Source organism: Cupriavidus sp. Agwp_2, assembly GCF_040784895.1.
In the GTDB taxonomy this organism is placed as follows: Bacteria; Pseudomonadota; Gammaproteobacteria; order Burkholderiales; family Burkholderiaceae; genus Cupriavidus.
This window is the reverse complement of record NZ_CP088085.1, coordinates 586601-612507: the sequence shown is the minus strand read 5'-3', so window position 1 is coordinate 612507 and position 25907 is coordinate 586601. Positions and strand designations below refer to the sequence as shown.

Annotated in this window: 22 protein-coding genes; 7 read left to right on the top strand and 15 right to left on the bottom strand. The window is 62.8% G+C overall.

All coding sequences use genetic code 11. The features are described from left to right. Positions 1-334 precede the first annotated feature (334 nt). Entirely contained in the window at positions 335-2320 is a 1986-nt protein-coding gene (locus tag LPA45_RS33070) for a GSU2403 family nucleotidyltransferase fold protein (RefSeq protein ID WP_367395132.1), read from the top strand. A 231-nt stretch (positions 2321-2551) separates the two neighbouring features. Here LPA45_RS33070 and LPA45_RS33065 read toward each other — a convergent pair whose 3' ends face one another. Together LPA45_RS33065 and LPA45_RS33060 are read right to left on the bottom strand one after the other, a co-directional pair. Continuing rightward, the gene (locus LPA45_RS33065; protein ID WP_195430972.1) at positions 2552-2836 is read right to left on the bottom strand and encodes a type II toxin-antitoxin system RelE/ParE family toxin; all 285 of its coding nucleotides are present in this window, start codon (positions 2834-2836) and stop codon (positions 2552-2554) included. Further along, entirely contained in the window at positions 2823-3119 is a 297-nt protein-coding gene (locus LPA45_RS33060) for a type II toxin-antitoxin system RelB/DinJ family antitoxin (RefSeq protein ID WP_022540171.1), read from the bottom strand. The genes LPA45_RS33065 and LPA45_RS33060 overlap by 14 nt, the downstream gene beginning before the upstream one ends. A 390-nt stretch (positions 3120-3509) precedes the next feature. On the opposite strand from LPA45_RS33060, the gene LPA45_RS33055 reads away from it, so the two are divergent. After that, positions 3510-3743, top strand: coding sequence for a hypothetical protein (locus tag LPA45_RS33055; protein ID WP_367395131.1), 234 nt, complete (start codon positions 3510-3512; stop codon positions 3741-3743). After that, positions 3740-4975: a type II toxin-antitoxin system HipA family toxin gene (locus LPA45_RS33050; RefSeq protein WP_367395130.1), complete on the top strand. Its 1236-nt coding sequence runs from the start codon at positions 3740-3742 to the stop codon at positions 4973-4975. Before LPA45_RS33055 ends, LPA45_RS33050 begins: the two co-directional genes overlap by 4 nt. Positions 4976-5922: 947 nt before the next feature. Here the strand turns inward: LPA45_RS33050 and LPA45_RS33045 are convergent. Beyond that, entirely contained in the window at positions 5923-8850 is a 2928-nt protein-coding gene (locus LPA45_RS33045) for a Tn3 family transposase (protein ID WP_367395129.1), read from the bottom strand. Between the two features lie 152 nt (positions 8851-9002). Next, positions 9003-9620, bottom strand: coding sequence for a class I SAM-dependent methyltransferase (locus LPA45_RS33040; protein WP_367395128.1), 618 nt, complete (start codon positions 9618-9620; stop codon positions 9003-9005). A 693-nt stretch (positions 9621-10313) separates the two neighbouring features. Between LPA45_RS33040 and LPA45_RS33035 the strand changes: the two genes are divergently transcribed. Beyond that, the gene (locus LPA45_RS33035; protein ID WP_317923334.1) at positions 10314-11372 is read left to right on the top strand and encodes a YhcG family protein; all 1059 of its coding nucleotides are present in this window, start codon (positions 10314-10316) and stop codon (positions 11370-11372) included. Positions 11373-11512: 140 nt separating this feature from the next. Here LPA45_RS33035 and LPA45_RS33030 read toward each other — a convergent pair whose 3' ends face one another. Beyond that, the gene (locus LPA45_RS33030) at positions 11513-12061 is read right to left on the bottom strand and encodes a cold shock and DUF1294 domain-containing protein (protein ID WP_317923332.1); all 549 of its coding nucleotides are present in this window, start codon (positions 12059-12061) and stop codon (positions 11513-11515) included. Positions 12062-12349: 288 nt separating this feature from the next. On the opposite strand from LPA45_RS33030, the gene LPA45_RS33025 reads away from it, so the two are divergent. Continuing rightward, the gene (locus LPA45_RS33025; RefSeq protein ID WP_317923341.1) at positions 12350-13108 is read left to right on the top strand and encodes a restriction endonuclease; all 759 of its coding nucleotides are present in this window, start codon (positions 12350-12352) and stop codon (positions 13106-13108) included. 56 nt (positions 13109-13164) lie between these two features. Then, positions 13165-13251, top strand: coding sequence for a topoisomerase DNA-binding C4 zinc finger domain-containing protein (locus LPA45_RS33020; protein WP_367395349.1), 87 nt, complete (start codon positions 13165-13167; stop codon positions 13249-13251). A 908-nt stretch (positions 13252-14159) separates the two neighbouring features. Here the strand turns inward: LPA45_RS33020 and LPA45_RS33015 are convergent. The 6 genes from LPA45_RS33015 to LPA45_RS32990 are packed head-to-tail and all read right to left on the bottom strand — an operon-like array spanning position 14160 to position 21348. Beyond that, positions 14160-15815, bottom strand: coding sequence for an acyl-CoA synthetase (locus LPA45_RS33015; RefSeq protein ID WP_317923331.1), 1656 nt, complete (start codon positions 15813-15815; stop codon positions 14160-14162). A gap of 28 nt (positions 15816-15843) precedes the next feature. Further along, the gene (locus LPA45_RS33010; protein ID WP_317923330.1) at positions 15844-16986 is read right to left on the bottom strand and encodes an acyl-CoA dehydrogenase family protein; all 1143 of its coding nucleotides are present in this window, start codon (positions 16984-16986) and stop codon (positions 15844-15846) included. Between the two features lie 11 nt (positions 16987-16997). Further along, complete coding sequence (locus tag LPA45_RS33005; RefSeq protein ID WP_116322993.1) at positions 16998-18128, bottom strand: iron-containing alcohol dehydrogenase; 1131 nt, start codon at positions 18126-18128, stop codon at positions 16998-17000. Positions 18129-18154: 26 nt separating this feature from the next. Further along, a complete protein-coding gene (locus LPA45_RS33000) occupies positions 18155-19723 on the bottom strand; it encodes an acyl CoA:acetate/3-ketoacid CoA transferase (RefSeq protein ID WP_317923328.1) in 1569 nt (522 codons plus the stop codon). A gap of 35 nt (positions 19724-19758) precedes the next feature. Further along, complete coding sequence (locus LPA45_RS32995; protein ID WP_317923327.1) at positions 19759-20199, bottom strand: MaoC/PaaZ C-terminal domain-containing protein; 441 nt, start codon at positions 20197-20199, stop codon at positions 19759-19761. Between the two features lie 27 nt (positions 20200-20226). Beyond that, the gene (locus LPA45_RS32990; protein WP_317923325.1) at positions 20227-21348 is read right to left on the bottom strand and encodes a glycosyl hydrolase; all 1122 of its coding nucleotides are present in this window, start codon (positions 21346-21348) and stop codon (positions 20227-20229) included. Between the two features lie 159 nt (positions 21349-21507). Between LPA45_RS32990 and LPA45_RS32985 the strand changes: the two genes are divergently transcribed. Beyond that, the gene (locus LPA45_RS32985; RefSeq protein WP_317923323.1) at positions 21508-22386 is read left to right on the top strand and encodes a LysR family transcriptional regulator; all 879 of its coding nucleotides are present in this window, start codon (positions 21508-21510) and stop codon (positions 22384-22386) included. Between the two features lie 62 nt (positions 22387-22448). Here the strand turns inward: LPA45_RS32985 and LPA45_RS32980 are convergent, their stop codons facing one another. The 4 genes from LPA45_RS32980 to LPA45_RS32965 are packed head-to-tail and all read right to left on the bottom strand — an operon-like array spanning position 22449 to position 25886. Continuing rightward, positions 22449-22682, bottom strand: coding sequence for a hypothetical protein (locus tag LPA45_RS32980; RefSeq protein ID WP_317923321.1), 234 nt, complete (start codon positions 22680-22682; stop codon positions 22449-22451). Further along, the gene (locus LPA45_RS32975; RefSeq protein WP_317923320.1) at positions 22679-23899 is read right to left on the bottom strand and encodes an ABC transporter substrate-binding protein; all 1221 of its coding nucleotides are present in this window, start codon (positions 23897-23899) and stop codon (positions 22679-22681) included. The genes LPA45_RS32980 and LPA45_RS32975 overlap by 4 nt, the downstream gene beginning before the upstream one ends. A gap of 56 nt (positions 23900-23955) precedes the next feature. Continuing rightward, positions 23956-24984, bottom strand: a complete 1029-nt coding sequence (locus LPA45_RS32970; RefSeq protein ID WP_317923339.1) for a branched-chain amino acid ABC transporter permease — start codon at positions 24982-24984, stop codon at positions 23956-23958. A 14-nt stretch (positions 24985-24998) separates the two neighbouring features. Beyond that, a complete protein-coding gene (locus LPA45_RS32965; protein ID WP_317923319.1) occupies positions 24999-25886 on the bottom strand; it encodes a branched-chain amino acid ABC transporter permease in 888 nt (295 codons plus the stop codon). Positions 25887-25907: the final 21 nt, after the last annotated feature.

The following is a 25907-nucleotide window of genomic DNA, read 5'->3' as shown; positions in this document are numbered from 1 at the left end:
CGCCTCGACCTTGCAGGGCCGCCGCGCTTCGAGGCTGTTTGAGTGCTCGGCGCTGCGCCTTGAGTCGGATGCACTGCCTCGCCGGGGAATTCGCAAGCGCAGCGGTTGTTGAACGCGAGGGTAGGGCGTTGAAAGCGGGTCGCAAGAGGCGAACTAATCATGCACATCCGCGTAGTTGAACCTCGATCCGTTATGTGGCGCAATCGCTACATAACTACTTGTGCGTCCGCCCTGATGGATCGGTAGTAGTATCTTTTTGCTATTTCCGCCGTCTGATTGCCGATGCGCAGTCCCGGCCCTCAGACCATGGGTGAGGTGAATCTGAATAGCCGAGATGATTAACTATTACAACACTCTCGGCGTTTCGCCTGGTGCAACCGAGGCGGAGATCCGAGCCGCCTACAGACGGCTCGCGATGAAATTTCATCCCGACCGACAGCATGGCAAGTCTGAACGGGAAAAGAAGCAAGCCGAGGAGAAATTCAAGGAAATTGAGGAGGCTAACCGCATCCTTGGCGACGCCCAGAAGCGCGCGCAGTACGACCCTAACCAGAGCAATGGCTCGACTCGCAGCGGGAACCCCTGGTGGTCCGGGGCGGACGAAGACGACTCTAACTTCGAAGACTTCTTTCGCCAGCAATTTCACCAGAGCCGCCATCGGCGCCGCCAATCCAAGCCGGCGCCTGTAAGAGGCGAGGACATCCGCTGCAAGGCGACAATCGACGCTGACACGGCGCTCCGTGGTGGCAAGGCAACCGTCGAGGTCAAAGTTGAAGACACGTGCCCGTCTTGCCGGGGCTCCGGTGAAGCGTACGCTCCCGAAGCGTGTGAGAAATGCGACGGCGACGGGTGGCATCCTTCAGCGGATGGTTGGCGGCGGCGTACTTGTAGCAAATGCAAGGGGTCGGGGGTCGATTGGCGCTGCAGAGCGTGCAAAGGGAAGGGTGCATTCAAACAGACCAAGCGCTTCAATATCCAAGTGCCGGCGAATACCCCGGCCGGTCGCGTGCTTCGTGCAGTCGGTGGCGGCATGCCAGGGGAGTTCGGTGGCGCGGCCGGGGACCTACTCTGCGAAATCCGGGTGGCGAAGTCCGGGTCTACGTACCTGAAGGGTCTCGACGTCCACTGCGAGGTCAAGATCGATTGCATCACGGCGTGGCTCGGAGGCAAGACCACCATCGAGATCGTGGGGCGAACCTTCGAGGTAGAGGTCCCGCCGAATACGGGCAGCGGCAAGTCTTTGCGTTTTGCCGGCAAAGGCCTACGTGACGCCAAGACTGGCCAGGTGGGAGACGCCATCGCGAAAGTGATCTTGACCTTGCCGAAGGGGCCGTTCGCGGAAGAGCAACTCGACCACCTACGCCGGTTTGCCGGACGCGAACCAGCAATCAAGCCGCGGCCGGCCGCGCCTGCAAAGCAGGCGGCAACACAAGAGCGTCCTGCGGAGCCCGATCGCTCACCTGAACGGACCCGCGAAGCGGCTCACGACTTTGCGAGTGCGAAGAAGGCCCCAGAGCCAGCGACCTCCGCATATGGGCCTAGCAAGTTCCAATGCGGCGGCTTCGAAGTTCGCCATCTGGAAAGCCTGGAGTTGGAGCAGTATGGCGTTGCACGTAAGCGCTTTGCAGAATGGGAGGCCGCCTGCCGCGCTGCGGCGTCGGGGGAAACCCGCCCAGGCAGCGTCGCGGCCAAGCGGTTGGCTTCCGTATCCGCGCCGGGGAATGCCCCACAGATGCTGGTTCAGTTGTTGGAGGCGTTTCGCGGCGCGGGCTTCGCGGAGACGATCTCGGTCATCGGGAACTATGCGATCCTTGCCTATGCGTCAGCCGCGGGCTGCAGCATCGAGGATGCCGTCAGACTCGGGCTCTACAACAAGCGCGTGCAGTTCGTCACGGCGAAGCCCATCGGAGAGGAGGGCATCCTGCGCGCCCTCCAGGCCGTGGATCCGACCTTCATACTCGCCCCCAGGATGGGTGCCTGCGTGCGAGGGCGAAACGAAGTCGGATTCGTGGTCGACATCATCGGTGCAGTGAAAGCGAGCACGTCGGAAGCGACGCTGTCGACCACGATTGCGGATGACAGCGGGGCGGCCATGTCCTATGGGATAGCCAAGCTACTGCGTGGCGATCGGGTAAGCACGATCATTTCCACCAAAACGAGCGTCATGGAGCGTCTCACCGCGATTTCCCCAGAGTCGTTCTGCGCGTTCAAGGGATGGATTGCCGCCCAGCCAGGGGGGCCAGAGGAAAAGCGGAAGTTCTGCCAGAACTTGTCGACTTTGGCGGCCAAGCTCGGCGACGGCCTCGGGCTTATCCCCTGAGTTCGGCAGTCACATATAACGCGCGGCAACAATCTCAAAAAGGCAGCCGACGAGCTGCCGCGACGACCAGCGTCGAAGCCGGCGCGTCGTGTTTGCGCGTCCAGGACGACGACGCCAGGCAGCGCTAGTGCTTGGAGGTCTCAGGCGGTCTGTCACGCAAGGCTGGTGTGATCGCCGAAGGCGCGTCGCGGCAGGGCGGCGCACCCATTTTTTGGTCAGTCCTCGCCGGACTCAACCGGGCGACGGCCATTGCTGCGCGGCATGGAGTACCCGCAGGATCCGGATGGTGGTGGCATCCACGGCGTACACGACCAGGTAGTTGGCCGCCACGACCATCTCGCGCGTGCCCGCGACGCGGCCGGATCGGTAGAGCTCGGGGTGTTCCGGCAGCCGTGCCGCTTTCGCTTCGAGGTCGTCCTTCAGGCTCTGGGCCGCATCCGGATTCTCATCCGAGATGTAGTCAACGATGGCGAGAAGATCGGCCCTGGCCCACCGCGTCCATTCAACCGCGCGCACGGCGTTTCCGGTCGATCAGCGCCTGAACGTCGTCCATGACCTGGTCATGTGGGAGCGGCGGGGCCGGGTCGGTCAGCGCTTGCTGGACCTTGGCGCGGAACCAAGCATCATAGGTCTCGGGATCCGTCGTCAGACCGGGCGGCAGCCCGCCCTCCTTGGCGATCCGTGTCAACAGGATGCGAACTGCGTCGGACACGGTTAGCCCGACGCTGGCGAGGTTTTGCGTGGCCCGGGCTTTAAGGTCGTCGTCCACGCGGATGTGCAGCATTGAAGTATGCGCCATGGAAATCTCCTATGCTTTGACCTACATTATGCATCTCAATTGAGATACAACCAAGGGGGTAAGCGCAGGACCGTGGTACCCGCATGCGCCACTCCACGTTCAGCGAGTCGTTGTCCGGGTCGCCAACGGGTAGTCGACGTACAATGCCTGAATGTGACTTACACTTAACATAATGCTTATTATGCGAAAGTGGCGTATGCGCCTCTAAATGCAGTTTGCATCCTGCGAAAAAGCAAATAATACGTTCTGTTTTTTTCTGTTTGGGCTATTATTATTTGTATCATGCCTAGGAAAGTCAGCGCAGTTTCAACCCTACCTGGTCCGGTCAGCCGGTCGCTGATCCAGCTCGGTCTCAATCTGCAAGTTGCCCGAAAGCGGCGCAAAGAGACAATGGCGGCCTTCGCCGAGCGGATGCAGGTTTCAGTTCCGACGCTCCGGAAGATGGAGCAAGGCGATCCGACGGTGTCAGTAGCCGTCTATGCAATGGCGCTCTGGCTTGTTGGGCGCCTCAAATGGCTTCCAGAGATTGCGAATCCTGCCGCGGATGAGGTCGCGCTGGATCTGGAGATCTCCCGCATTCAACGGCCTGCCGCCAAGTCGCAGTCCCAGTGGAAGAAACCATGAACGATCACCTGTACGTTTGGTTTTACCGTCCTCACAGCCATGAACCTGTGCTCTGCGGCCGCCTGGATCTAATCGGTGGTCGGCAGTGCCTGTTCTCTTACGTGCCTGATTATCTGCAGCGTAAGGACTCCATCGCTCTCTCCCCAGACTTGCCGCTCCGTGATGGCAAGTATTCAGCGCCGTCCGGCCTAGAGCTACACCCTGTCTTCGAAGACGCTGGACCGGACCGCTGGGGCCGGCGCGTTATCGATCGGGCCTTCAATCCACGCAGGCGCGCGGCTATTGACTACCTGGCCTTGGCGGGCGAGGACCGGATCGGCGCGCTCGGCTTCGCTGGGGTGGCGGATCGGTATGAGGTCAATCATCCTCCCGTGTTCCATCGCGGGGACCTGCCAGGATTGCTCGAGGCCGCGCGCGCCGTCGAACTGCAGCTGCCAATCGACGATCGTCTTCGCCAGTTGCTGCGACCGGGCGGCACCGCCGGCGGCGCCCGTCCCAAGGCGATTGTCGATGATGAAGGAAGCTCCTGGATCGCCAAGTTCCCAGCAGAGGGCGACGAGGTGGATTTCTGCGCGATCGAGCATGCCTCACTCGTGCTGGCGCAAGGGTGCGGCATCGAGGCGCCCGAGTCCAGGCTCGTCCAGTTGGGCAGGAAAAACACGCTACTGGTCAAGCGGTTTGACCGGGAACCTGGCGGCGACCGCATCCACTTCGCGAGCGCTCGCACGCTACTGCTTGCCGATGGCATCCCTGAGGAACAAATGTCCTATGCGGACATCGCGGAGGTGGCTCGCCGCTACTCACCCTCGCCTCTCGACAACTGTCTCCAAATGTTCCGACGCATGGTCCTGAACATCCTCATCGAAAACACGGACGACCATGCCAAGAATCACGCCTTCCTGCATCAAGGTGGCGAAAATTGGCGGCTATCGCCGGTCTATGACGTCCAGCCGCAATTGCAAGGCATTCCCTACCAGCAACTGATTGTCGGCGATCACGGCACGGACCCTACGCTGGAAAACGCCCTGTCCCAGGCCACCCGCTTCATGCTAACGCCCGCGGAGGCACATGCTGAAGTCGAGCAGATTCTGGACATCGTTTCTGGATGGAGGAACACCTTTGCGGAAGCCGGAGTTTCTGAGCACGACATCGAGGCCTGCGCACGCTACATGATGCGTGACCCCAACCTACCCCCGTTGCCAACGCGCCGTCGCACCGAGAGGAAGGCCTAGGCGCTTCGCGCCCGAAGGCGAATGCGCGACGCCGCCGGCGAGGGTTGCCACGCCTGCGCGACATGCTGCCCCCTGCCGCACCTGGTTATGCCCCCCTAGGGTATTTGTCCAAGGAGACCCGCCGGTGATCTCGAGAGCTGAGGAATGTGAGCTACTGCAAAGGTGCACGGCCGCGGCCCGTGGGCGACTGGCCGAGGCCGGCAATCAGCGGGAGGCAAACGTCTTCCGGCTCGCCGCGATGGTTCTGAGTCCGAATCTGCCGGTCGAATCTCGCCGCCTCATGGCCGCGAGCGAGCGCTACTCGCGGAGCACCCGGATCACCTGGTTCCGTCCGTGGATGTCGTGCGCAATGGCTGGATCATCGGCTTGCCGCGCCTGCGGGACATGCTGACGGCGCGGCTCCGTCCTCAGGACCCGGTCCCAGTCAAGCTGCAGCGCAGGCCGAAGCAGTCATGACCGATCACCCCATAGGCCCCGGCGCGTAGCATTGAGGGTTTGTGCCAGGCGCCGCAGGTTTTTCCAGATGTCGGTAGGTTCGCGGTGCCGTTTGGCGGCAACTTCAGCCACCACCTTGGGGTGATCGTACCTTTCGTGTGAGAAGTGGCGGTGATCAATGGGGTAGTCGTCCTTTTCGTGCAAAATCTTACGGTTTTCTTCAAATTTTCGTTTTGAATCAATGGGTTGAGAATCCGCCGTTTTCGCAAGTGCCGTCCTTTTCGTGCAAAACCTTACGCATTCAAGCTGCCGGACCAGCCACGCCGAGCTGTGTCCGCTAGTCCGCCAGCGATTGCTGCTGGGCGTCGAACCGTCCGGTGACCTCGGCTAGCTCGTCCACTTGCTGCTGTATCGCGGAGCGTAGGGCATCGCGCTCGGCATCCGCGCGGGCTTGATCGACGCGGGCTTGGTTCAGCCCGGCACCCGCATATCGGGGAAGATCTCGATTCTTGCTACACCGCACGGCGCTTCGGTGCCACCTCGAGCACGCTGTCTTGATACAGGTCGATCGGAAAGCTCATGATGCCCCGGAAATTCACATGCGCGAAATGCGCGGGCCCCATGCGGCGCAGCCAGTCATCTTCAATCCGTTGCCCTTTGCGGCGCCAAGCATCGGCCGTCGTTTGCATACGCTGGGTGTTCCAGGCAATCACCAGGTTCGTCAGCAGCGTCAGCGATCCGGATATCGCGATCATTTCCTCCTGACGGCGCCCGCGATTATGGTGTACCTTGCTCGAGTAAATGGCACGCTGAAGCTGGTGCACCGACTCCCCTCGGTTGAGTAGCGTGCGCAGCTCCCGACGAAACTCGGTGTTGCTGAAAAAATCGCACAAGAAGAGTGTGCGCAGCATCTTGCCCAGATGATCAGCTGCCCGATGGATAGGGTCGCCTTGGGCGGCGCTGCCGAACCGCTGCAGCGCGACGATTGCACTCACCCGGCCCGAGTGAATGGAGGCGATCAGGCGCAGCAAGCCATCCCAGCCGTCGCGAATTGCCTTGAGCGAGATCTCATGCGAAACGGCGGCCAACAGTCCATCCGTTACCTGCAGGCCCCGCGGCAAATACAGCTTGCGCTCCGACAGATTTCGCAGCCATGGGCATAGGTCAAAGCCGAGCAATTTGGACACGGCCATCCCAACGTTCGTATATCCGTGGGTATCGACTGCGAGCCGGAGCAGCCCGCCGTCGCTGCGGGTCTCTTTGTGGCGCATGACCCCTTCAATGGCCACGCCGGCCTGGCGTTCGTTGAGCACGATGGGGTGGTTATAGACGATTCCGTGCTGGTCCAGCACGTGCGTATACATCCCGACGGCATGAGTGCGACGTCGAGGATCGGCGCGGGCATAGAACAAGTGTCGCGAGGTGTCCAGGCTCATCGAATCGCTGGACGCCTGTTGACCGGTCCCCCATAACTCGGTGATCTGGTGCGTGCGCTGGAATTCCACTACCCGTTCGTTCGCGCGGCGCAGCCGCCCGGGCATCTCAAGCGCGCGCATTGCGGTGGAGACGTGCGCCGGATCGAGCTGCGGAATCATGGCGGCGACACCCTTGGCGTCGAGTTCGGTGCCAAGTGCGAGCAGCGCGGCGTAGAGCGCGATCAGTTCGTGCGCGTCTCCGGCCTTGCGCGCCAGCAGTACTTCGCTGAAATTGGCACGGGCATCCATCTCGAGGATCATGTCGGCAAACTGCGCGTTGCCGATGTCCTTGAATAGCAGATCACGGGTGCGCGTGGGTACGCCATCGCTTTCCGCCGCTTCGAGTGGTGATAGATGCAGCACGCCGTTCGTGTCAATGGTAACGTGGCCTGCCGCACGGGCCTCGTCCAGTGCCGCGAGGCCTGCCTTCAAATGATCCATGAGGGGACTGAGGTAGGTGTCCGCCTGGTTCGGTAAGCCAAGTGTGGACAGATACCGGTCCCGCTCAGAATCCCACTGCGCCGGCGGGATCAGCAGTTGATCGCGTTCCCGAAACGACAGGCTATGGCTGATCCACACGGTACCTCGGCGCAGCCCCTTACGCAGCCCCGTGATCGCGCAGGCTTCCATCGCACGCAACGCGCGCTGACGGTCTTCGCCGTCAACCAAGTCACGCCAGCTCGCGCCCACCGCCACATTGCAATCGGGCGGCAACTCCGTCGCGCCTTGGTCGTACAGATTTCCGATGAACTCAAGCTGCCGCAGGGCCGGATCGACGCCGTTGCTGGCAAATTCCAACTCCCGCAAGGGAGTCAGGAGGTTTCGGATACGGTGGTGGTCTTCCGTGAGTGTTTCGCGCACGCTGGCGGCGTGGCTTGCCGGGGGCTTGGCAGATAGGCCCTCGAGCAGCTTGCCGATGTCCGCCAACCGTTCTTCGGCCGAGCGGCGGGTATCGTCAATCAGAGCCTTGATCTTGATCAATTGCTGCCGGTATTCGATCGCCGAGCGCGCTTGCTTCGTCGTGGTCCTGCTGTAGGCCTGCCGAACTAGATCGGAGACGCGCCGCCCGGTTTGGTAGAGCATCGCGTCCGTCAGCTCCAGCAAGGTCACACGCAGGAAAAACACCAGCTCAATCGTACGCGTGGAGGTCTTCAGTTCGCGGACTTTGGCAGGACGGCGAGCCTGGATACGCTGGCCATAGGCGCGCTGCTTCTCGATCGGAATGACATCAAACACCCAAGTATGCGCGCCGAGGCCCTTCAGGAAGCGGATCTTAGCCAGCGTCTCGTTTATGGTTGAGGGGCTGTGCCGTGCTGGCGGGGTCTTGAGCCATTCCAGCACGGTCGTTCCCGATGTCGCATGTTGGGCGAACACGGCAGCTTCCGCCGCTGCTCTCTGCGCCAGGGGGACGACGGCCTCAATCGTCACCAGCAAATCTCGCTCGATGCCCGCCCAAACTGAACGAGCCAGGCTCAGCAGCGCTCGTGTGGAAGGAATCAGAATCCGTCGCTCATACAGCCAGCAGTGGGCGTGCTGGATCAACTCCTCAAGGGATAGCGACTCGGCGGCATCTTGCCGCATCCAAGCTCCGAGGTCTCTCCAGTGATCGTCATCGATTCGTGTCAAGCCGAGGTATTGGCAGGCCCAGACCTGGTGTTCATACAGCGTCGGATATCGCTGATAGATGGTGCGCAGCGAGGCGATCGTAGGCGTTGGTAACCCCAGCTTTTCGCCCACGTAGCGCAAGAGCTGACGGGGGAGTGTGTTCAGTTGGTCAAGGGTACGTCCACTTGCCCGCAGAAATGCCAGCTGAACGGCGGCTCCGGCACGGCCAGCACGCCGAAATTTCTGGTTGATTGCGGCAATGTCGCTGCCAGTCAGCGCGAAATAGTATTCGACATCGAATTCCGACAATCGAGAAGGCAAGCTGTCTTTTCCCACATAGCGAAATCCAAAGCCCGGCATCTTCCGCCCCCATCCAGGTGACACGATCCGAAATCGCGGGCGGACATAGTACTCTGGAAGTCACTTGAGGGCAGCAGGCAGTTGTCTGCTTTGTCCCGGAGCGCCAGAAAGGCTTTGCGGGGAAACCGTAAGATTCTGCACAAAAAGGACGACTACCCCAGACCGCTGTCGTTCATCAGGCGTTCCATCACGCCATCGCCTCCCAGTGCGAAGATTCCAGGTTGTCCGGGCGCAGGAGGAGACTTCCCCGCGTGGCGTAGAAGGATCGCCATCGGCTGAGCCATAAAGGGATTGTTGGCCGGCGTCGTGAAAACCAGCGCCGCGAAACGCGCGCCAGGCTTGAGTGCGCTTCGGACAGCTTTCATTGCTTCTTCAGGTGACGGAAAAAGCATCAATCCCAATCGGCACATCGCCGCGTCGAACGGGGCCAATGTCCCGTCCAATTCATCTGCTGCGCATTCCAGCGTTTGGATATTCTGAAGACCGGCGCGAGCGGCATTTTGGCGAACATGCTCCAGCATGGTGCCCGATATATCACTGGCGACCACCTCGCCGCTCGCACCCACTCGTATCGCTGCCTGGATGCTTTGGCTGCCGGCACCGCAAGCCAGATCGAGAACGCGCATGCCCGGCCGGATACCGGCCATATCGATGAGCGTGTCCGTGGCGCCCGCAAGATTGGTGGCGAACACATGCTCCCACTTCGCCCAGCCGGGTGCTGCCGACTCCCAGGTATTGCGAAGATTGGATTTCGCTCTCTTGTCGGTCATCTGGAGACTCACTCAGGCCCACCGCCGCTTGTACAGGAGCATTGTATTGCGCAAGTGATCGTGTGGGCCACGTCATGCAACGCCCCGGAGTTTGCGGCTTCCGCGCAGAAGGCTTACTTTCTGCGCACAATTGGAGACTGCACGAGTGAGTGACCGCCTTCCCTCATATCCAACGGTTAAGCGGCCATTTGATCGGGTCCGGCCTATGACCAAAGCTGCGGCCGGAGCCGACGTCTGAACGTCCGACCGATGGTACGAGTGAATGACGCTTCATGGCCGGCTACTGCCGTTGCGCTTCCGTCATCCCAGGCGAATCACTGTTAGCCGCAGCGCGGGGAGCCAGGAGGAGCGTGAGGGCCGATTGCCGGGGGCGATAGGGCACGATAACGTTGTGCTTATCACGAACCATCAGAAGCCGAGAGAACCTGGGCAGCTTCGGGGATGAATGTAACGCTGCGCTGCACCGTCCTAGTCCTTGGAAGGTTGGGGGAAGGGATGCGCCATCTCTTGGCGAAAAAGTGCTTTTTGATTCAATATTGAGGTATTTATCAGCTACGCCAGGTGAATTGATCAGCGTCCAACGGGGACGGGGCCGATCGCGCGCAGAAGATCCTGTGTGCGCCATGTGACACATTGCTTATGGCGACGGCCACGGCGATAATGGTCGGCCGACCTCGTTAGTCAGTCCGTCAGATGGCCAATCCCGTTTCGCATCCCTCCGATTACGCTCTCTGGCTCGCTGAACTGAAGCGCCGCGTGGAACTGGCGCGCCAGCGCGCACTGCACTCGGCGAACCGGGAATTGATTCATCTCTACTGGCAGATCGGGCGCGACATTCGAGAGCGCCAACAGCATCAGGGTTGGGGGGCTCAGGTGATTGACCGGCTCGCTCGCGATCTCCGAGCCAGCTTTCCCGATATGAAGGGATTCTCGCCGCGCAACCTCAAATACATGCGAGCCCTCGCTGAAACATGGCCGGACGTCGAATTTGTGCAGCAGCCTGCTGCACAATTGCCGTGGTTTCACCTTTGCACCTTGCTAGACAAGGTGAAGAATACGCCGCTTCGCGAATGGTATGCGGCTCAAGCCCTCGCTCACGGTTGGTCCCGCAACGTGTTGGTGATGCAGATAGAGACCCGATTGCATGAGCGCCAAGGTCAGGCCGTAAGCAATTTCGCTGAGCGCCTGCCGCCGGTACATTCCGACCTGGCGCGCGATGCCCTGAAGGACCCCTACATCTTCGACTTTCTGGGCCTATCCGCTGATGCGCAGGAACGCGAGATCGAACGGGCCCTCACTCAGCATATCACTCGGTTCCTCCTTGAACTTGGCGCCGGCTTTGCGTTCGTCGGCCGGCAATACCGGCTGGAGGTAGGCGGCGACGAATTCTTCATCGACCTGCTGTTCTATCATTTGAAGCTGCGCTGTTACGTCGTGGTCGAACTGAAAACGACGCCGTTTCGTCCTGAATATGCAGGGCAGCTGAACTTCTATTTGTCGGCAATCGATTCCCAAGTGAAGGCAGAGGGCGACGGTCCGTCGATCGGCCTGCTGCTGTGTAAGGAAAACAACCGTCTAGTTGCGGAATACGCGCTGCGAGGCATGGCAAAGCCGATGGGGGTGGCGGAATACCAGCTCATGCGAGAAGTTCCCCCGCCCCTGACACCTGCACTCCCCACGATCGCAGAGATCGAAGCTGTGCTGGGAGACGATGCGACCGAAGCTCAAGCAGACGAATCGCGGCCTGATTGATCGCATGAGGGACGCGCTCTCATTAAGAGCGACGTGGCATGACGCAAAGTCCCCAAGCCAGATTCTTCATATGCAATTTTTGAACATAACGCCCGATCTAGGTCACTTCTGTGTGGCCGCCGTGGTCAGCTTTCCCTTCCTCAGGCTGCCATGACGGATCGCCAAAACACCATGGCGCCAACGTTAACGGCGACCGTGCCCCAAAACGTTACCTGAAACGCCAGTTTCCGGTTCTTGTGCCGAATCTGGTGCTGGGCGGCGAGCGCGCCCGGCCAACCGCCGCAGAGCGCCAATAGGTGCAGGGTGGTCTCAGGCGTTCGCCAGGCGTTGCGGCTGGCGCGCTTTTTGTCGGCGTCATACGCGAAGAACGTGATGAGGCTGGCCAGGAGGCTGACTATGCCGGCCTGGTGCGGGAAATAACCGAGCAGGGCACCGCCGGCGATGAGCCCCAAGGCCGCGAGACCCCCGAATACCGGCGAGGGGCTTGCGTCGGACCGCGCCTTCGGTGCACCGACGATGGCGACGTTCAGGGCTTGTATCCGGCCGTCCCGGCCTTTGCCGAGCTCAAAGCTCACGCGGTCGCCAGGCGTCGGCGTCACGGCGCGCGTTTGCAGCGCGGTGATGTGAAAGAAGACATCTTTCGTGTCCGCGTGGACGTCGATGAAGCCAAAGCCCTTTTCTGGATGCAAGTCTTGACCCGACCTGCTTTTCTCATGGTTTTCGTCTGGTGTTGCGCGAAGGGTCCACTTTAAGGGATGCCGTCAAGCGAAACGATGGGGAAATCCGTGAAGTCACCAGGGTAGAGGGCCGGCTGCTCGGCCACCCGTAGTCGGTGGGTGTTGGCCTGTTGCAACCCGCCGTGTATATCAGATCAGGTAGATTCGCCGAAGGCGGGATGCCTCCGCATGAGATGAAGAACAACAAGAGGTAGAGAAATGGGTCGCAGGAGAAAGGAGCACTCCCTTAGCGAGGTGTTGATGGATGCGCCGTGGTGGGTATCCGCTGCGCTGGCCGTGGGTGCCTACATTGTGTTTCGCGCGGTCGTGCCAGCGATATTCGCGTCGAGCCCATTGTTGACGGGCATTTCCGTGTTAAGCCAGTCGTTGGCCTGGGTTCCCGCCGCCATGTTCAGCTTCCTGGGTGTTCTGTCATACATCCGTGCGCGAGGTAGGGCAGGGACCAGCAAGCAAGAAGTCCCGATCAAGGCTCGGCGCTTCCGCACGAGCCGACCCTCCTCGCCGCCCAAGTCACCCCGGTCCTCCAGTGAATCCGCCAAGTCAAAGGAGGCCGTTGGCCCGCCAGCGCGGACAGTACGCGTACCGGAGAAGCCAGAAATAAATAGCTGGACGCTGGATGCCCTCAAGCAATTAGAGTGGAAGCGATTTGAGCTGCTTTGTGTTGGGTACTACGAGGCGATGGGGTTCACGGTCAAGACTGTGCCCCATGGACCCGATGGCGGCATCGACGCAACCTTGTACAAGGCTGGTTTGGAGGTTCCTGTGGCCGTGGTCCAATGCAAGGCATGGAGTAACCCGGTGAAGGTGGAACAGGTCCGCGCGCTTGCCGGTGTCATGTACGAACACAAGGTGCGTCGGGGTGTTTTTGGTCGTTGTCTGGCTATGTCGGGCGGCCGGTGCAGGAGTCTGCAGAGCGGGCCGGCATTCAATTACTTGATGGTGCCAGAATCGTCGAACGGATTCGCGCACTCGATCAGTATAAGCAATCGACGTTACTGAAGCAGGCGTTTCGGGGCGACTACCTGACGCCGACGTGCGCTGCCTGCGGCATCAAGATGGTGGAGAGGAAAGGGCCCGCCGGCCCATTCTGGGGTTGCCAAAACTATCCCCGTTGCAAGGTTAGACTCGCCCGCAACGTCTAGGAACCGGCTCGATCCGCCTCGCTTTCTGGCAGCAAGGTTGCTCTCGGGAAAGGCTGGTTCTTCGGCAGGCTCAAGCGCCGATTTTCTGCTTTGATACTAGATCGCCAGGTATGTCTCATGAACGGTCTGCGGAATCGCCAAAGCTAGTCTGCATCACTGGAAGCCAGAGCGGCGTGGACGCCGGCAAAGATCTGCCACCCGTATCCGGTCGGCTCTTCCCGACCCTTCTGCGCCATTCGAATCTTCCTCAACACGATGACGGCTATCCGAGTCCAACGGTCATCCGCCCTAATGCTGCTTCGGTAGACGGTCGCCATTTCAGTCGTTCGGCAATCAGCGCGTCAACGGCAGAAAAGGATCGGAGCAACTTCACAGGTTGCCATGACTACGGCCGCCTACCACCGCGGATTCAGCCGACCACTATCCGAAATTACCCTGTACTCATACTTGTCCGGCGCCATCACCCGGCCACTGCCTCCATTTCCGCCCTGCGCCCCTCCGTAAGGCCGCCCAATACATGACCCGAAGTTCCGAAGACAACTCCGCCTCTTCGATCCTGCATCCAGGTGGGAAGCCGCTCAAGTCAATGCCAAGTTCCACCGCCGCAGCTAGACAGATCACCATGCGCCTCGGGCACGCTGAACGCATCTCCGCGCGATAGAGGAAGAGCAGCGCGGCCTGGTAGCCGATACCGTGACGCCTGGACAGGTGCCGTGCCTGCCGTGCTGTAGCACCGCGCCAGTCATGCATCTCGCGCAAGATGTCGCCAAGGCGGTCGATCAACCGGTCTTCGCTCCCAATGCGATGCCGGACACGAGTCTTCTGCTCCGCCACGACCGGGCGCTCTCGGATATCCCGAATGTGGAGAGCAGGCTCGGCCGGCCACCGAAACACATTCACGGGGGAACTCACGCCTGTACGTGGCCGGGCCAGGGAGCGCCGGAGCTTGCTCGTTGCCTGAGGAGGAACTTCTGGATCTTGCCGGTCGACGTCCTGGGAAGGTGGCCGATGACTACTTTCTTCGGCGCCTTGAAGTGCGCCAAATGGGCGCGGCAATGTTCGATCAGTTCGCGCTCGCCGACCCTAGCGCCATCGACGACTTCGACAAAGGCGCATGGCGTCTCCCCCCAACGCTCGTCCGGCTGGGCGACGACGGCTGCCACGCGCACCGCAGGGTGCCGGTAGAGCACCTCTTCAACCTCCAGTGAGTTGATATTCTCTCCGCCCGAAATGATGACGTCCTTGGAACGGTCCCGGATCTGTACATAGCCATCCGGGCAGACGACTGCGAGGTCACCCGAGTGGAACCAGCCGCCGGCAAAAGCTTCCGCCGTGGCCTCGGGGTTCTTCAGGTAGCCCTTCATCGTCATGTTGCCGCGGAACATGACTTCGCCGATGGTCTTCCCGTCCCACGGCACCGGCACAAGGGTTTCGGGATGCAGCACGGCCATGCCTTCCTGTGCGGTGTAGCGGACGCCTTGCCGTCCTTTTCGTTCCGCCAGCGCACCGATGCCGAGTTCCTCCCATTCGGGCTGCTCCACGCAAACCGCCGCGGGGCCGTAGACCTCGGTCAGCCCGTAGATCTGGGTGATCCTGATCCCCATGCGCATCAGGCCTTCGATCACCGGGATCGGCGGGGGGGCGCCGCCGATGAGTCCGTGGACCGGATGGTCGATGCCCGCCTTCCACGCTTCGGGTGCGTGGGCAAGCATCGCATGCACGATCGGCGCCCCGCAGTAATGTGTGACCTGGTGCTCGCGAATCGCATCGAGCACGGCGGCAGCATCCACCCGCCGCAGGCAGACGCTGGTACCGGCGTTGGCCGCCAGCGTCCAGGCGAAGCACCAGCCATTGCAGTGGAACAGCGGTAGCGTCCACAGGAAGACGGCGTGCCGGGGCATGCCCCAGTCGAGCATGTTCGACAGCGCAGCCAGATAGGCGCCGCGATGGTGGTAGATCACGCCCTTTGGGTTGCCCGTGGTGCCGGAGGTGTAGTTGAGGGCGATGGCCTGCCATTCGTCGGCGGGCTCGCCGCCCTCCCAATGCGGATCGCCCCCGGCCAGGAAGCCCTCGTATTCGATCTCCGCCAGCCTGCGGCCCCCTTCGACGGCAGGATCGACGATATCGATCATCAGCGGCTTGTAGTCGAGCAGCGCCAGTGCGGCTTCAACTACGTCCGCGTACTCCGTGTCGGTGACCAGCACCTTCGCATCCGCGTGCATGAGCATGAAGGCGATGGCGGCCGCGTCCAGGCGCACGTTAAGCGTGTTCAGCATGGCGCCGCTCATGGGCACGCCGAAATGCATCTCCAGCATCTCCGGCGTGTTGGCGGCCATCACTGCCACCGTATCGCCAGTCCTGACGCCGGCGGCCACCAGCGCCGACGCGAGGCGGCGGCTGCGGTCCAGCATTGCCCGCCAGCTCGTGCGGCGCTCGCCGTAGACGATGGCTGTACGCTCAGGGTAGACCTCGGCCGTCCTGCGCAGGAAGGAGATCGGTGTCAGGGGCACGAAGTTGACCGGGCTGCGCTCCAGCCCATCCCCGCTGTGTACGACGTGTTCCATGGATTGCCTCACTGGCTGGAGCTGTGCGTCAGCGCGTTACGTCGCGGGAGATGATCATCCGCTGGATCTCGGAGGTCCCCTCAACGATCTCGAGCACCTTGGCATCCCCGAACGCGCGGGATACCGCGTACTCCGTCATGATCCCGTTGCCGCCGTGGATCTGCACGGCCTGGTGGGCCGCCTCCATGGCCTTCTCGGTTGCGAAGAGCTTTGCCATCGAGGCCTGCCGATCGTAGGGCCGCCCCTCGTCCTTGGCCACCGCAGAGTCGTAGAGCATCAGGCGGGCAGCGTGCGCGTGGGTCGCCATGTCGGCCAGCTTGAACTGCAGCGACTGGAACTGGTCGAGGGTCTTGCCGAACGCTGTGCGCTCGCTCATGTAGCGGACAGAGCGTTCCAGCGAGCCCTGCAGGATGCCCAGGCCCAGCGTTCCGATGAGGATGCGGCCGGTGCTCACCTGTGACAAGGTCTGCCGGAGACCGGCCCCGACCTCGCCGAGCAGGTGGTTGGCAGGAATGGCGCAGTCCTCGAAGAACAGCTCGAATGTGGTCGATCCGCGCCAGCCGATCTTGTGCAGCTTCTTGCCATGGCTGAAGCCGGGCGTACCGTTCGGCACGATGAAGTTCGAAATCTCCTTGCGGCCGTTGGGGCGGATTCCCGTTACCGCCGCAATGACGATCGGACCGGTGATCTCGGAACCCGAGTTGCTGATGAAGGTCTTGGCGCCATTGATGACCCAGCAGCCATCCTTCAGCACGGCGCGGGTCTGGATATTGGCGGCGTCGGAGCCGGCGTTCGGCTCCGTCAGGCCGATGCAGCCGACCTGCGTGCCCGTCAGGATCGGCCGCAGGAACCGCGCCTTCTGGCCGTCGGTGCCGTAGTTGTTGAGCAGGCTGGCCGCCGTCGAGTTGGCCATGATGGCCACCGCCACGGCGCAATCGACGCGGGCGATCTCTTCCAGCGCAATGGCGAAGCCAAGCCAGTCGCCGCCGCTGCCTCCCCAGGCTTCGGGGTACGGCAGCCCGATATAGCCCAGTTCGCCGGCCCGGCGCCAGATCTCGTAGGGAAAACTCTCCTCTTCCCACAACCGGTGGGCGACCGGTGCGATCTCTTCCTCGGCGAAGCGGCGCACCGCCTCGCGGATCATCTCGTGATGTTCTGCGATGTATGACATCGTCTTTCTCCTCAATACGATTCCTGCAGCATCGCCAAGTAGTCGTCGACCGTGGCAGTGCGGGGATTGGTGGCGTGGCAGTGGTCCTTCGTGGCGGCGACCGCGATGTCCTTCAACACGTCACGCGGCACGCCCATGGCGCCGAGACCAGCCGGCAAGCCGAGACGGGCGTTGAGTGCGCTGATGGCCTGAGCCGGGTCCCCGCCGGCGGGCAGGCCCATGGCCTGCACCAGTGCGGCCTGCTTGGCTTGGGTCGCCGGCTTGTTAAAGCGCAGCACGGCCGGCAGCAGCACGGCGTTCAGCGTGCCGTGGTGCAACGAGACGCCTGGCACCGCGCCCAGCGGGTGCGACAGAGCATGCACCGCGCCCAGCCCCTTCTGGAAGGCCAGCGCGCCTTCCATGGCGGCCATCATCATGTTCCAGCGCGCGTCGCGGTCGCAGCCGTCGGCGGTAGCCTTGCTGATATTGGCTATGCCGCGGCGCAGGCCGTCCAGGGCGATCGCTTCGGCGGGCGGGTTGATGGCAGGCGCGAGGAAGGTCTCGATGCAGTGGGCGATAGCGTCCATGCCGGTCGCGGCGGTCAGGGCCGGCGGCAGGCCCAGCGTCAGTTCGGGGTCGCAGATGGCGAGCTTCGGCAGCAGGAACGGACTAAGCAGGCCGAGCTTGCGGCCGGACTCCATGACAATGACCGCGCCCCGACCCACTTCGCTGCCGGTACCCGCAGTTGTCGGGATGGCCACAAGCGGGGCGACTCGGCTGGTGATCCGGCTCGCGCCACCCTCCACGGCCGCGTAGGTCTGCAGCGGTGCCGGGTGAGTCGCCAGCAGCGCAGTGGCCTTGCCCAGGTCGATGGGCGACCCGCCGCCCACGGCCACGATGCCGTCGCAGCCGTTGCCGAGATAAAGGCCGGTCGCCGCGGACACGGCGGCTTCCGTCGGGTTGGGTGGGGTGTCCTCGAAGACGGTGGGAGTGCAATCCGGGCCCAAGGCGTCGAGCACCTTGTCGGCGATACCGGCGGCGCGGATGCCGCGGTCGGTAACGATCAGCGGTCGCTGGATGCCCAGGCGCTGCAGCTCGGCCCCCAGCATCCGGATGGCGCCGAAGTCGATGTGGACGGTAGTCAGGTAGTTGATGACAGCCATGTTTTCCTCATAGATATGTCGATGCGTCAGGCGCGGAACAGCGTCGGGTCCATGCACGGAAGCGGCTCCGCCACGCGCACCGGCGGGAAGGCCATCAGGTCCAGCACCTGCGACCTAACGTCGATGCCGGGCGCAACCTCCTCCAGCACCAGTCCGTCTGGCGCCACCGAGAAGACTGCGCGCTCGGTGATGACCTTGGCCTCCTGGCCGCGCTCGGCCACGTTGCGCCCGAGCGGATACGTGATCTCGTCCACGCGCTCGACGAACTTGTGCACGCTCCCCTCACGCCCGACCGAGAGGAAGCCGTCGGTAGCGTCGGCGGCGAGGCCGCCCGTGGTGAAGGTGCCGGTGAACAGCAGCTTGCGCGCGTTGTAGGCGATGTCGATGAAGCCGCCCGGCCCCGGATTGGCCGCGCCAAAGCGGCTGACGTTGATGTTCCCGGCCCGGTCGAACTGTGCAAAAGCCAGCGCCGCCATCGGGCAGTTGCCGCCGTCGATGAAGTCGAACTGCGACGGGCCGTCGATCAAGGCCTCCGGATACTTGTTGGCGGAGAATTGCCAGCCGCTCATCACGACGCCGCCGAAGGGGCCGTGCTCGGTGGTAAAGCTGTAGCGACGCAGGCCGCCGTCGGCGAACAGGCCGTCTTCCATCATCACCGTGGGCACGTCGGACGAAGCACCGAAGCCGAAGATGCTGACCTCGCCGGGCCTGACCTCCCGGGCAGCCCGCCGGGCGATCACCTTGTCGGCGCCGGGCGGCAGGCGGTCCGAGGCGCGGCCGTCGAAAAGCTGGCCGCCGAGATAGGCATCGTCGTACCGGATGTCGGTGGTCATCATGGCGTCGGGCTCTACTACGACGCGATCCACCAGCACGCCGGGAATCCGCACCGAGTGCACCGGCCGGGCGTGGCGCGGCACCAGCTTGCGCACCTGTGCGATCACGGTGCCGCCTGACGCCTTCACCGCCAGCGCCATGGCCAGCGCGCACGACGTGATCGGCTCGTCCTCGAAGCTCAGGTTGCCGTCCTCGTCGGCACTGGTGGCACGCAGGAACCCCACGTCGAGCGGCCAGCTCGGATAGAACAGGTATTCCTTGCCGTCCAGCTCCTGCATCCGCACCAGGTCGTCGGTGGCGCGCGCCGTATACTTGCCGCCCTGCTGGCGCGGGTCGATGTAGGAGCCGAGGCCGATGCGGGTCAGGTAGCCTGGGCTGCGCCGGGCGACTTCGCGCAGCCAGTGCATGGTGGCGCCGATCGGCCAGCAGTAGGCTTCCACCCGGTTCTCGCGGATCAGGCGCATGAACTCCGGGCGCTTGCCGGTGGCCGGATTCACCGCATTGGTAAAGTTGCCCGACACGATCCGCTTCATCAGCCCTTCGACGGCCACATGATCCATGCCGCGGATGCCCATGCCGTCGCCGACACTGACCGGAAAGAAGAACGTCAGGTCACGGGGCGATCCCGTCTCGTGGAAGCGTTGCGCCAGCGCCTGGAACAACGCGTCGGGCGTCAGCCAGCCGATCACGCCGACGCTACCCACGCTCTGACCGGGCCGGATATCCAAAACGGCCTGCGCCGCAGTACAGATCTTGCTCATGCGATCTCTCACCTTCTCGCCGCTCGAGCCCGGGCTCAGGCCTGGAAATGGATGATGTGGGTGCCGACGCAGACCGTCTCGCCCCGCTGGTTGAGTAGCGTCGCCTCGGCCCACAGACGCTTCTTCTCGTCGTCGGCGCGGGCGATACGGTAGTTCACTGTGAGGGTGTCACCGATGCGCACGGGCTTGGTGAAGCGGACGTTGTCGTAGCCGTAGGAGACCGCCGGGCGCTGGATCATGTCGAGATACTTGGTCACGGCGCCGGCGATGAAACCGACCATCATGGCGCCCTGCGCGATGCGGCCGCCGAAGCCCATGCGCTTGCAGTACTCGTCGTCCATGTGGTTGGGGTGGTTGTCACCGCTGATGCCGGCGAAGGCATAGATGTCGTACTCGCCGAGGGTGCGGGTGTAGCTGGTGTGCGTGCCAATAAGGGTGGATACGTTGCCTTCGTGCGGGATCTTGACGTCGGACATGTGGGTTCTCCGGAAGTGGGTTGGAGTTCAGACCTGGGTGGCGTCGATCCTGCTCGCGAGGATGAGCAGGGATTCGAGGAGAAAGTAGTCGCCCCAAACCAGTTCGTTGTCTGTGGCGACGTTATTGCGCTTGTTGAAGCAGCCGCCGGTGAGGATGCCAGGCTGCCGTTCATCGCCTGGGCCGACCGGGATCAGGAAGCGGGTCACGAGTTGCTCGATGCTGTCGACGGCGGCCTGGCGGTAGACCGCCGCGCGCTCCGGGACAAGCGCGGCAAGTTTGAGCAGGCTGGCGGCGGCGATGGCGGTGGCCGAGGTGTCGCGGTTAGTGTGCGGGATGGCGGGATCGTCGAAATCCCAGAAGGCCACGCGGTCGGCGGGCAGGTGCGCGACCCACCAATCTGCCACGCGGATCGCGTCGGATTCGAACGCCTGCTCGCCGCACGACAGCGCCTGCGCGAGTCCGAGCATGCCCCACGCCTGGGCACGGGCCCAGGTGCTGCTGTCATGGATGCCCTTGTGCGTGTAGCGCTTCACGAGCGAGCCATCGGCGGCGTTGAATGTGGCGGACTGGCAAACCGAGCCATCCTCCCGCACGCACAGAGCAATGTGCTGGCGCAAGTGCTGGCGGCCGATCTCGCCCGTGCCGAGGGCGGCGTCGTGCCGCAACAGCAGCGCCACGGTGCCCGGAGTCGCATCGATGTTGGCCTCGCTCGTCCCCACGCTGGAGGCCTCCTCGGCCTCGGTGCCAAGCGGGATCAGGCGGGCCGCTTCGCTGTACATCTCCGCCAGGCCACGCGTGCCGTCGAGGGCGAGACCCGCGGCCTGCGGATCGGCCAGCAGCGAGCCGCCGAGTTGCGCGCCGTACCAGAAGAGGAATCCTTTGAACACCGACTTCGACGCAACCCGCGGTGACAGCCGCGCGGACCACATGCGGGCGCTGTCGCGGTACTTCTGCTCGCCAGTGCGCACGGCAGCCAGCCACAGCATCCCGACCCAGAAGCCCCCGGTCCAGTCGCCGGCCGGGGAGCGTGTCCAGGTGCCGTCTGCCGGATTGCCATAGTGCGGAAAGCCCGCCTCGTCCTGCGCGATCGTTGCATCAATGCGTTGCAGGATGCGATCTAGCGCATCATCGATCAGTCTGGAATCCATATGTTTGTCTCCATGGGTACATTGGCTTGTCCGGTCTCCGGTGCCCGCCTTGCAGACCGGAAGGGTGCGCGGAGCGGGGTATGCATGGAATCGTAAGGATTGCGCAAACTAGTGTCCAATATATAATTGATTGCTCTTTTATACTTACAGGATATAGCGATGGACCTTCGCCACCTTCGGTACTTCATCGCCGTCGCCGAGGAACTCAACTTCACGCGGGCGGCAGAGCGCCTGCACATCGCCCAGCCGCCGCTGAGCCTGCAGATCCGCCAACTCGAGGAGGAGATGGATGTGACACTGCTGAACCGCTCGCGTCGGCACGTGGAGCTGACCGAGGCGGGGCGGATTTTCCTGGAGCAGGCGAGGCAGATCCTGCGCGCTACCGAGAGTGCGGTCATCCAGACGCAGCGCGCGCATCGCGGTGAGACTGGCCGGCTGACGATCGGCTTCTTCGAGCACACGTCCTATACGCTGCTGCCGCCCATCCTGCGCGCCTATCGGGAGCGTTTTCCCTCCGTGGAAATCCTGCTGCGCTGGTTTCCGGTCGTAGAGCAGGCAGAAGCGCTGCGGCGGGGTGACGCGGATATCTCCTTCATGCGGCCCGTGCCCGACCTTGAGGACGTGACGTGGGAAACCATCCTCGAAGAGCCGTTCGTGCTGGCCGTGCCGGCAAGGCACCCATTCGCGAACGCGGAGTCGATCTCGCTGAAGGATTGCGCGCAGGAGCCCTTCATCATGTACATGCCCGAGGCGGCGCCGGACTTCCACGCCATGAACATGCGCATGTGCGCGTCGGCGGGTTTTGTGCCGAAGGTCGTGTCTGAAGTGGGGCAGGTCTACACGCTGGTCGGGTTGGTCAGCTCCGGTGCGGGCATTGGCTTCGTGCCGGCATCGGTCCGGCAGATGAAGTTCGACCACGTCGTCTACAAGCCGATCAAAGGCCGGCAACCAACCGTCGAGATCATGCTCGGCTATAGCCAGCGCACTCCAACGCCGTTGATGACGGCTTTCATCGAGACGGCGAAAAGCATACTGTGAAGGTTCCCCCGGGCCTCGCCCGCTGTAATGTTGGCGAGGGCCGGAGAATGGCGCGCGGATGTTCAGTCGCGCCGGGATGCCGGCAATAGGCAGCAGCCGTACGTGGCGGTCGAACGCCAGCGAGTTGCCGTCGGCCAGGGCGGCCCGCAACAGGCGTGAGAAGAAGATCTGATAACAGGGCGGTCTCGGCCATGGCGCTCGGTGAGGGTGTCGCCCAGCCCTTCGATGCCGAGGTCGATGGCCTCCAGGAAGCTGACGCTCGCATCGGGCGTCGTCTCGCGACAGGTGATCTTCATGACGTCTTCTTCCCAACCAGCGGGCAGCCACCATCTTCCATCGGCCGGAACGCCTCGTTGGCGGGAATGGAGGCGATGAGCTTGTAGAAGTCGCCGGCATACTTCGATTCCGACGGCTTCTTCACCTCGAACAGATAGAGCGGGTGGATCTTCCGGCCGTCTTCGCGAATGCTGCCCTTGCCGAACAGCTTGTCGTCGGTGGGCATCGCCTTCATCTTCGCTACCACGGCGCCGCCGTCGCCATCCGCCTTCATCGCCGTCACTGCCTTCAGGTAGTGAATCACAGCCGAGTACGTGCCCGCCTGCGCCATGGTCGGGAACTTGCCGTTGTTGGCAGCGGCGAATTCCTTGCCAAACTTGCGGTTCTCGTCGGTCATATCCCAATACCAGGTCTCGCTCAGCAACAGGCCCTGTGCAGCCTTGAGGCCGAGCGCCTGGACGTCGCTGCTGAAGACGAGCAGGCCTGCCAGCTTCTGACCGCCGGCGGTCACGCCGAATTCGGCGGCCTGCTTGACCGCGCCGATGGTGTCGCCCCCGGCGTTGGCCAGGCCCACCACCTGCGCCTTCGAGGCCTGAGCCTGCAACAGGTAGGAGGAGAAATCGTTGCCCGGGAAAGGATGCCGGACCTTGCCGAGGACTTTGCCACCGTTCTTGACGACAACGGCTTCGGTGTCGCGTTCGAGCGAGTGGCCGAAGGCGTAGTCAGCAGTCACGAAAAACCAACTCTTGCCACCCGCCTTGACAACCGCCTTACCCGTCCCATTCGCCAGTGCCCACGTGTCGTAGGCCCAGTGGATCGCATTGGGCGTGCAGGCCTTGCCGGTGAGGTCGGAGGTGCCGCCGCCGGTGACAATCATCACCTTGTTCTTCTCCTTGACCACCTGGTTGACCGCCAGGATGACCGACGAGGTCGGCACGTCGACAATAGCGTCCAATTTGTCCACGTCGAACCAGCGGCGGGCGATGCTCGCCCCGACGTCCGGCTTATTCTGGTGGTCGGCGGCCACGATCTCCACCTTCAGACCATGCTTCTCGGGCGCAAAGTCCTGGACCGCCTTCTTCGCGGCCCAGACCGAACCGGGACCGGCCAGCCCGGCATAAACGCCGGTCTGATCGTTGAGCACGCCGATCCGGACCACGCCGTTCGTGATCTCGGCCTGCGCCGTCGAGGCCGCCAGCAGCGCGGCGAGCGAAAGCAGCTTGATGTGATTGTTCATCCTGTGTCTCCTCTACTGTGGGGATATATATGGGGTGTTCCGTTCAGCGCTCGATTTCATGCCTTTCCTTCCACGCGCCGGGCATGCACGCCTGCTCCGGCGGGCGTTTCGTCATGACTTGGTGCCGGCACGGCAGCGTGGCGCGGTGCGGGCCGGCCGCGGCGGTTGCCCACGATGCTCTGGCACAACGCATTCAATTCGCCGACGATGCCACGACGGAACGCAAGCACGCACACGACGAAGATGCTCCCCATGATCACGGTGATCATGGAACCGACCTTGTCCGCCAAGGCGTTCTGGATGGCGACCACGATGCTCGCGCCCACCACCGGGCCGAAGGCAGTGCCAAGGCCGCCCAACAGCGTCATCAGCACGACTTCGCCGGAGGTGTGCCAGTGCGCGTCGGTCAGTGTGGCAAACTGAAAGACAAGGGTCTTGGTGGCCCCGGCAAGGCCGGCCAGGCCCGCCGAGAGGACGAAGGCCAGCAGCTTGTAGCGCGCGACGTCGTAGCCCAGCGAAGTGGTGCGCGCCTCGTTCTCGCGGATCGCCTTCAGAATCTGGCCGAAAGGCGAATGGATGATGCGGTGGATCAGCCAGAAGGTGAACAGGAAGATCGCCAGCACGAAGTAGTACATGCGCAGGTCCGACGCCAGGTCGAGCAGGCCGAACAGCCTGCCTCGCGGAATGGCCTGCATGCCATCCTCGCCGCCTGTGAACGGCGCCTGCAGGAACAAGAAGTACAACATCTGGGCCAAAGCAAGCGTGATCATCGCGAAGTAGATGCCCTGCCGGCGAATTGCGAGCGCCCCGACGACAAAGCCCGCGGCAGCCGAGACGGCTGTGCCGAGCAGAAGGCCGAGTTCCGGGGTGAGCCCCCAGGTCTTCATGCCGTAGCCCGATATATAGGCCGCCGTGCCGAGGAACGCCGCATGGCCGAATGAGAGCAGGCCGGTATAGCCGAGCAACAGGTTGAAGGCGCAGGCGAACAAGGCGAAGCACAGCACCTTCATCAGCATCACCGGATAGAGCACGGCCGGGGCCGCCAGCGCGCCCAGCAGCAGGACACCGTAGCCAAGATTTCTCATTTTCATACGCGACCTCACTTTTCCTTACCAAACAGGCCTGCCGGCCGAACCATCAGCACGATGACCATGATCACGAAAACCACCGTGGCCGACGCCTCTGGATAAAACACCTTGGTCAGTCCTTCCACCACGCCCAGCCCCAGCCCGGCGACGATCGCGCCAAGGATGGAACCCATGCCGCCGATCACCACCACCGCGAACACGACGATGATCAGGTTCGACCCCATCAGCGGACTTAGTTGCCCCGTCGGTGCTGCCAACACGCCGGCCAGCCCGGCCAGGCCCACGCCGAAGGCATAGGTCAGCATCACCATCACCGGCACGTTGATGCCGAAAGCTTGGGTAATGCTTGGGTTCTCGGTGGCGGCGCGCAGGTAGGCGCCGAGGCGGGTCTTCTCGATCGTGAACCAGGTCAGCAGGCACACTGTGAGCGAGGCGCCGATGACCCACGCGCGGTATTTCGGCAGGATCATGAAGCCGAGGTTGAAGGCGCCGGCCACCTCGTCGGGAATCGAATACGGCTGCCCCGAGACGCCGAATTGGAAGCGGAACAGGCCTTCGATAATGAGCGCCAGCCCGAAGGTGAGCAGCAGCCCGTACAGGTGGTCGAGCTTGTACAGCCACCGCAGCAGGCCGCGCTCGATGGCGATACCCGCCAGCCCTACCAGCACCGGCGCCGCCAGCAGCGACCACCAGTAGCTGATGCCGAGATACTCCAGGCCCGCCCAGGCGACAAATGCGCCCACCATGAACATCGCGCCGTGGGCAAAATTTATGATGTTGAGCATGCCGAAGATCACGGCAAGCCCGAGGCTGAGAATCGCGTAGAACGAGCCGTTTACCAGCCCGAGCACGAGTTGCCCCAACAGCCCCTGTAGCGGAACTCCCAGAATCGTTGTCATGTTGTCTCCTCCGCAGCGGTC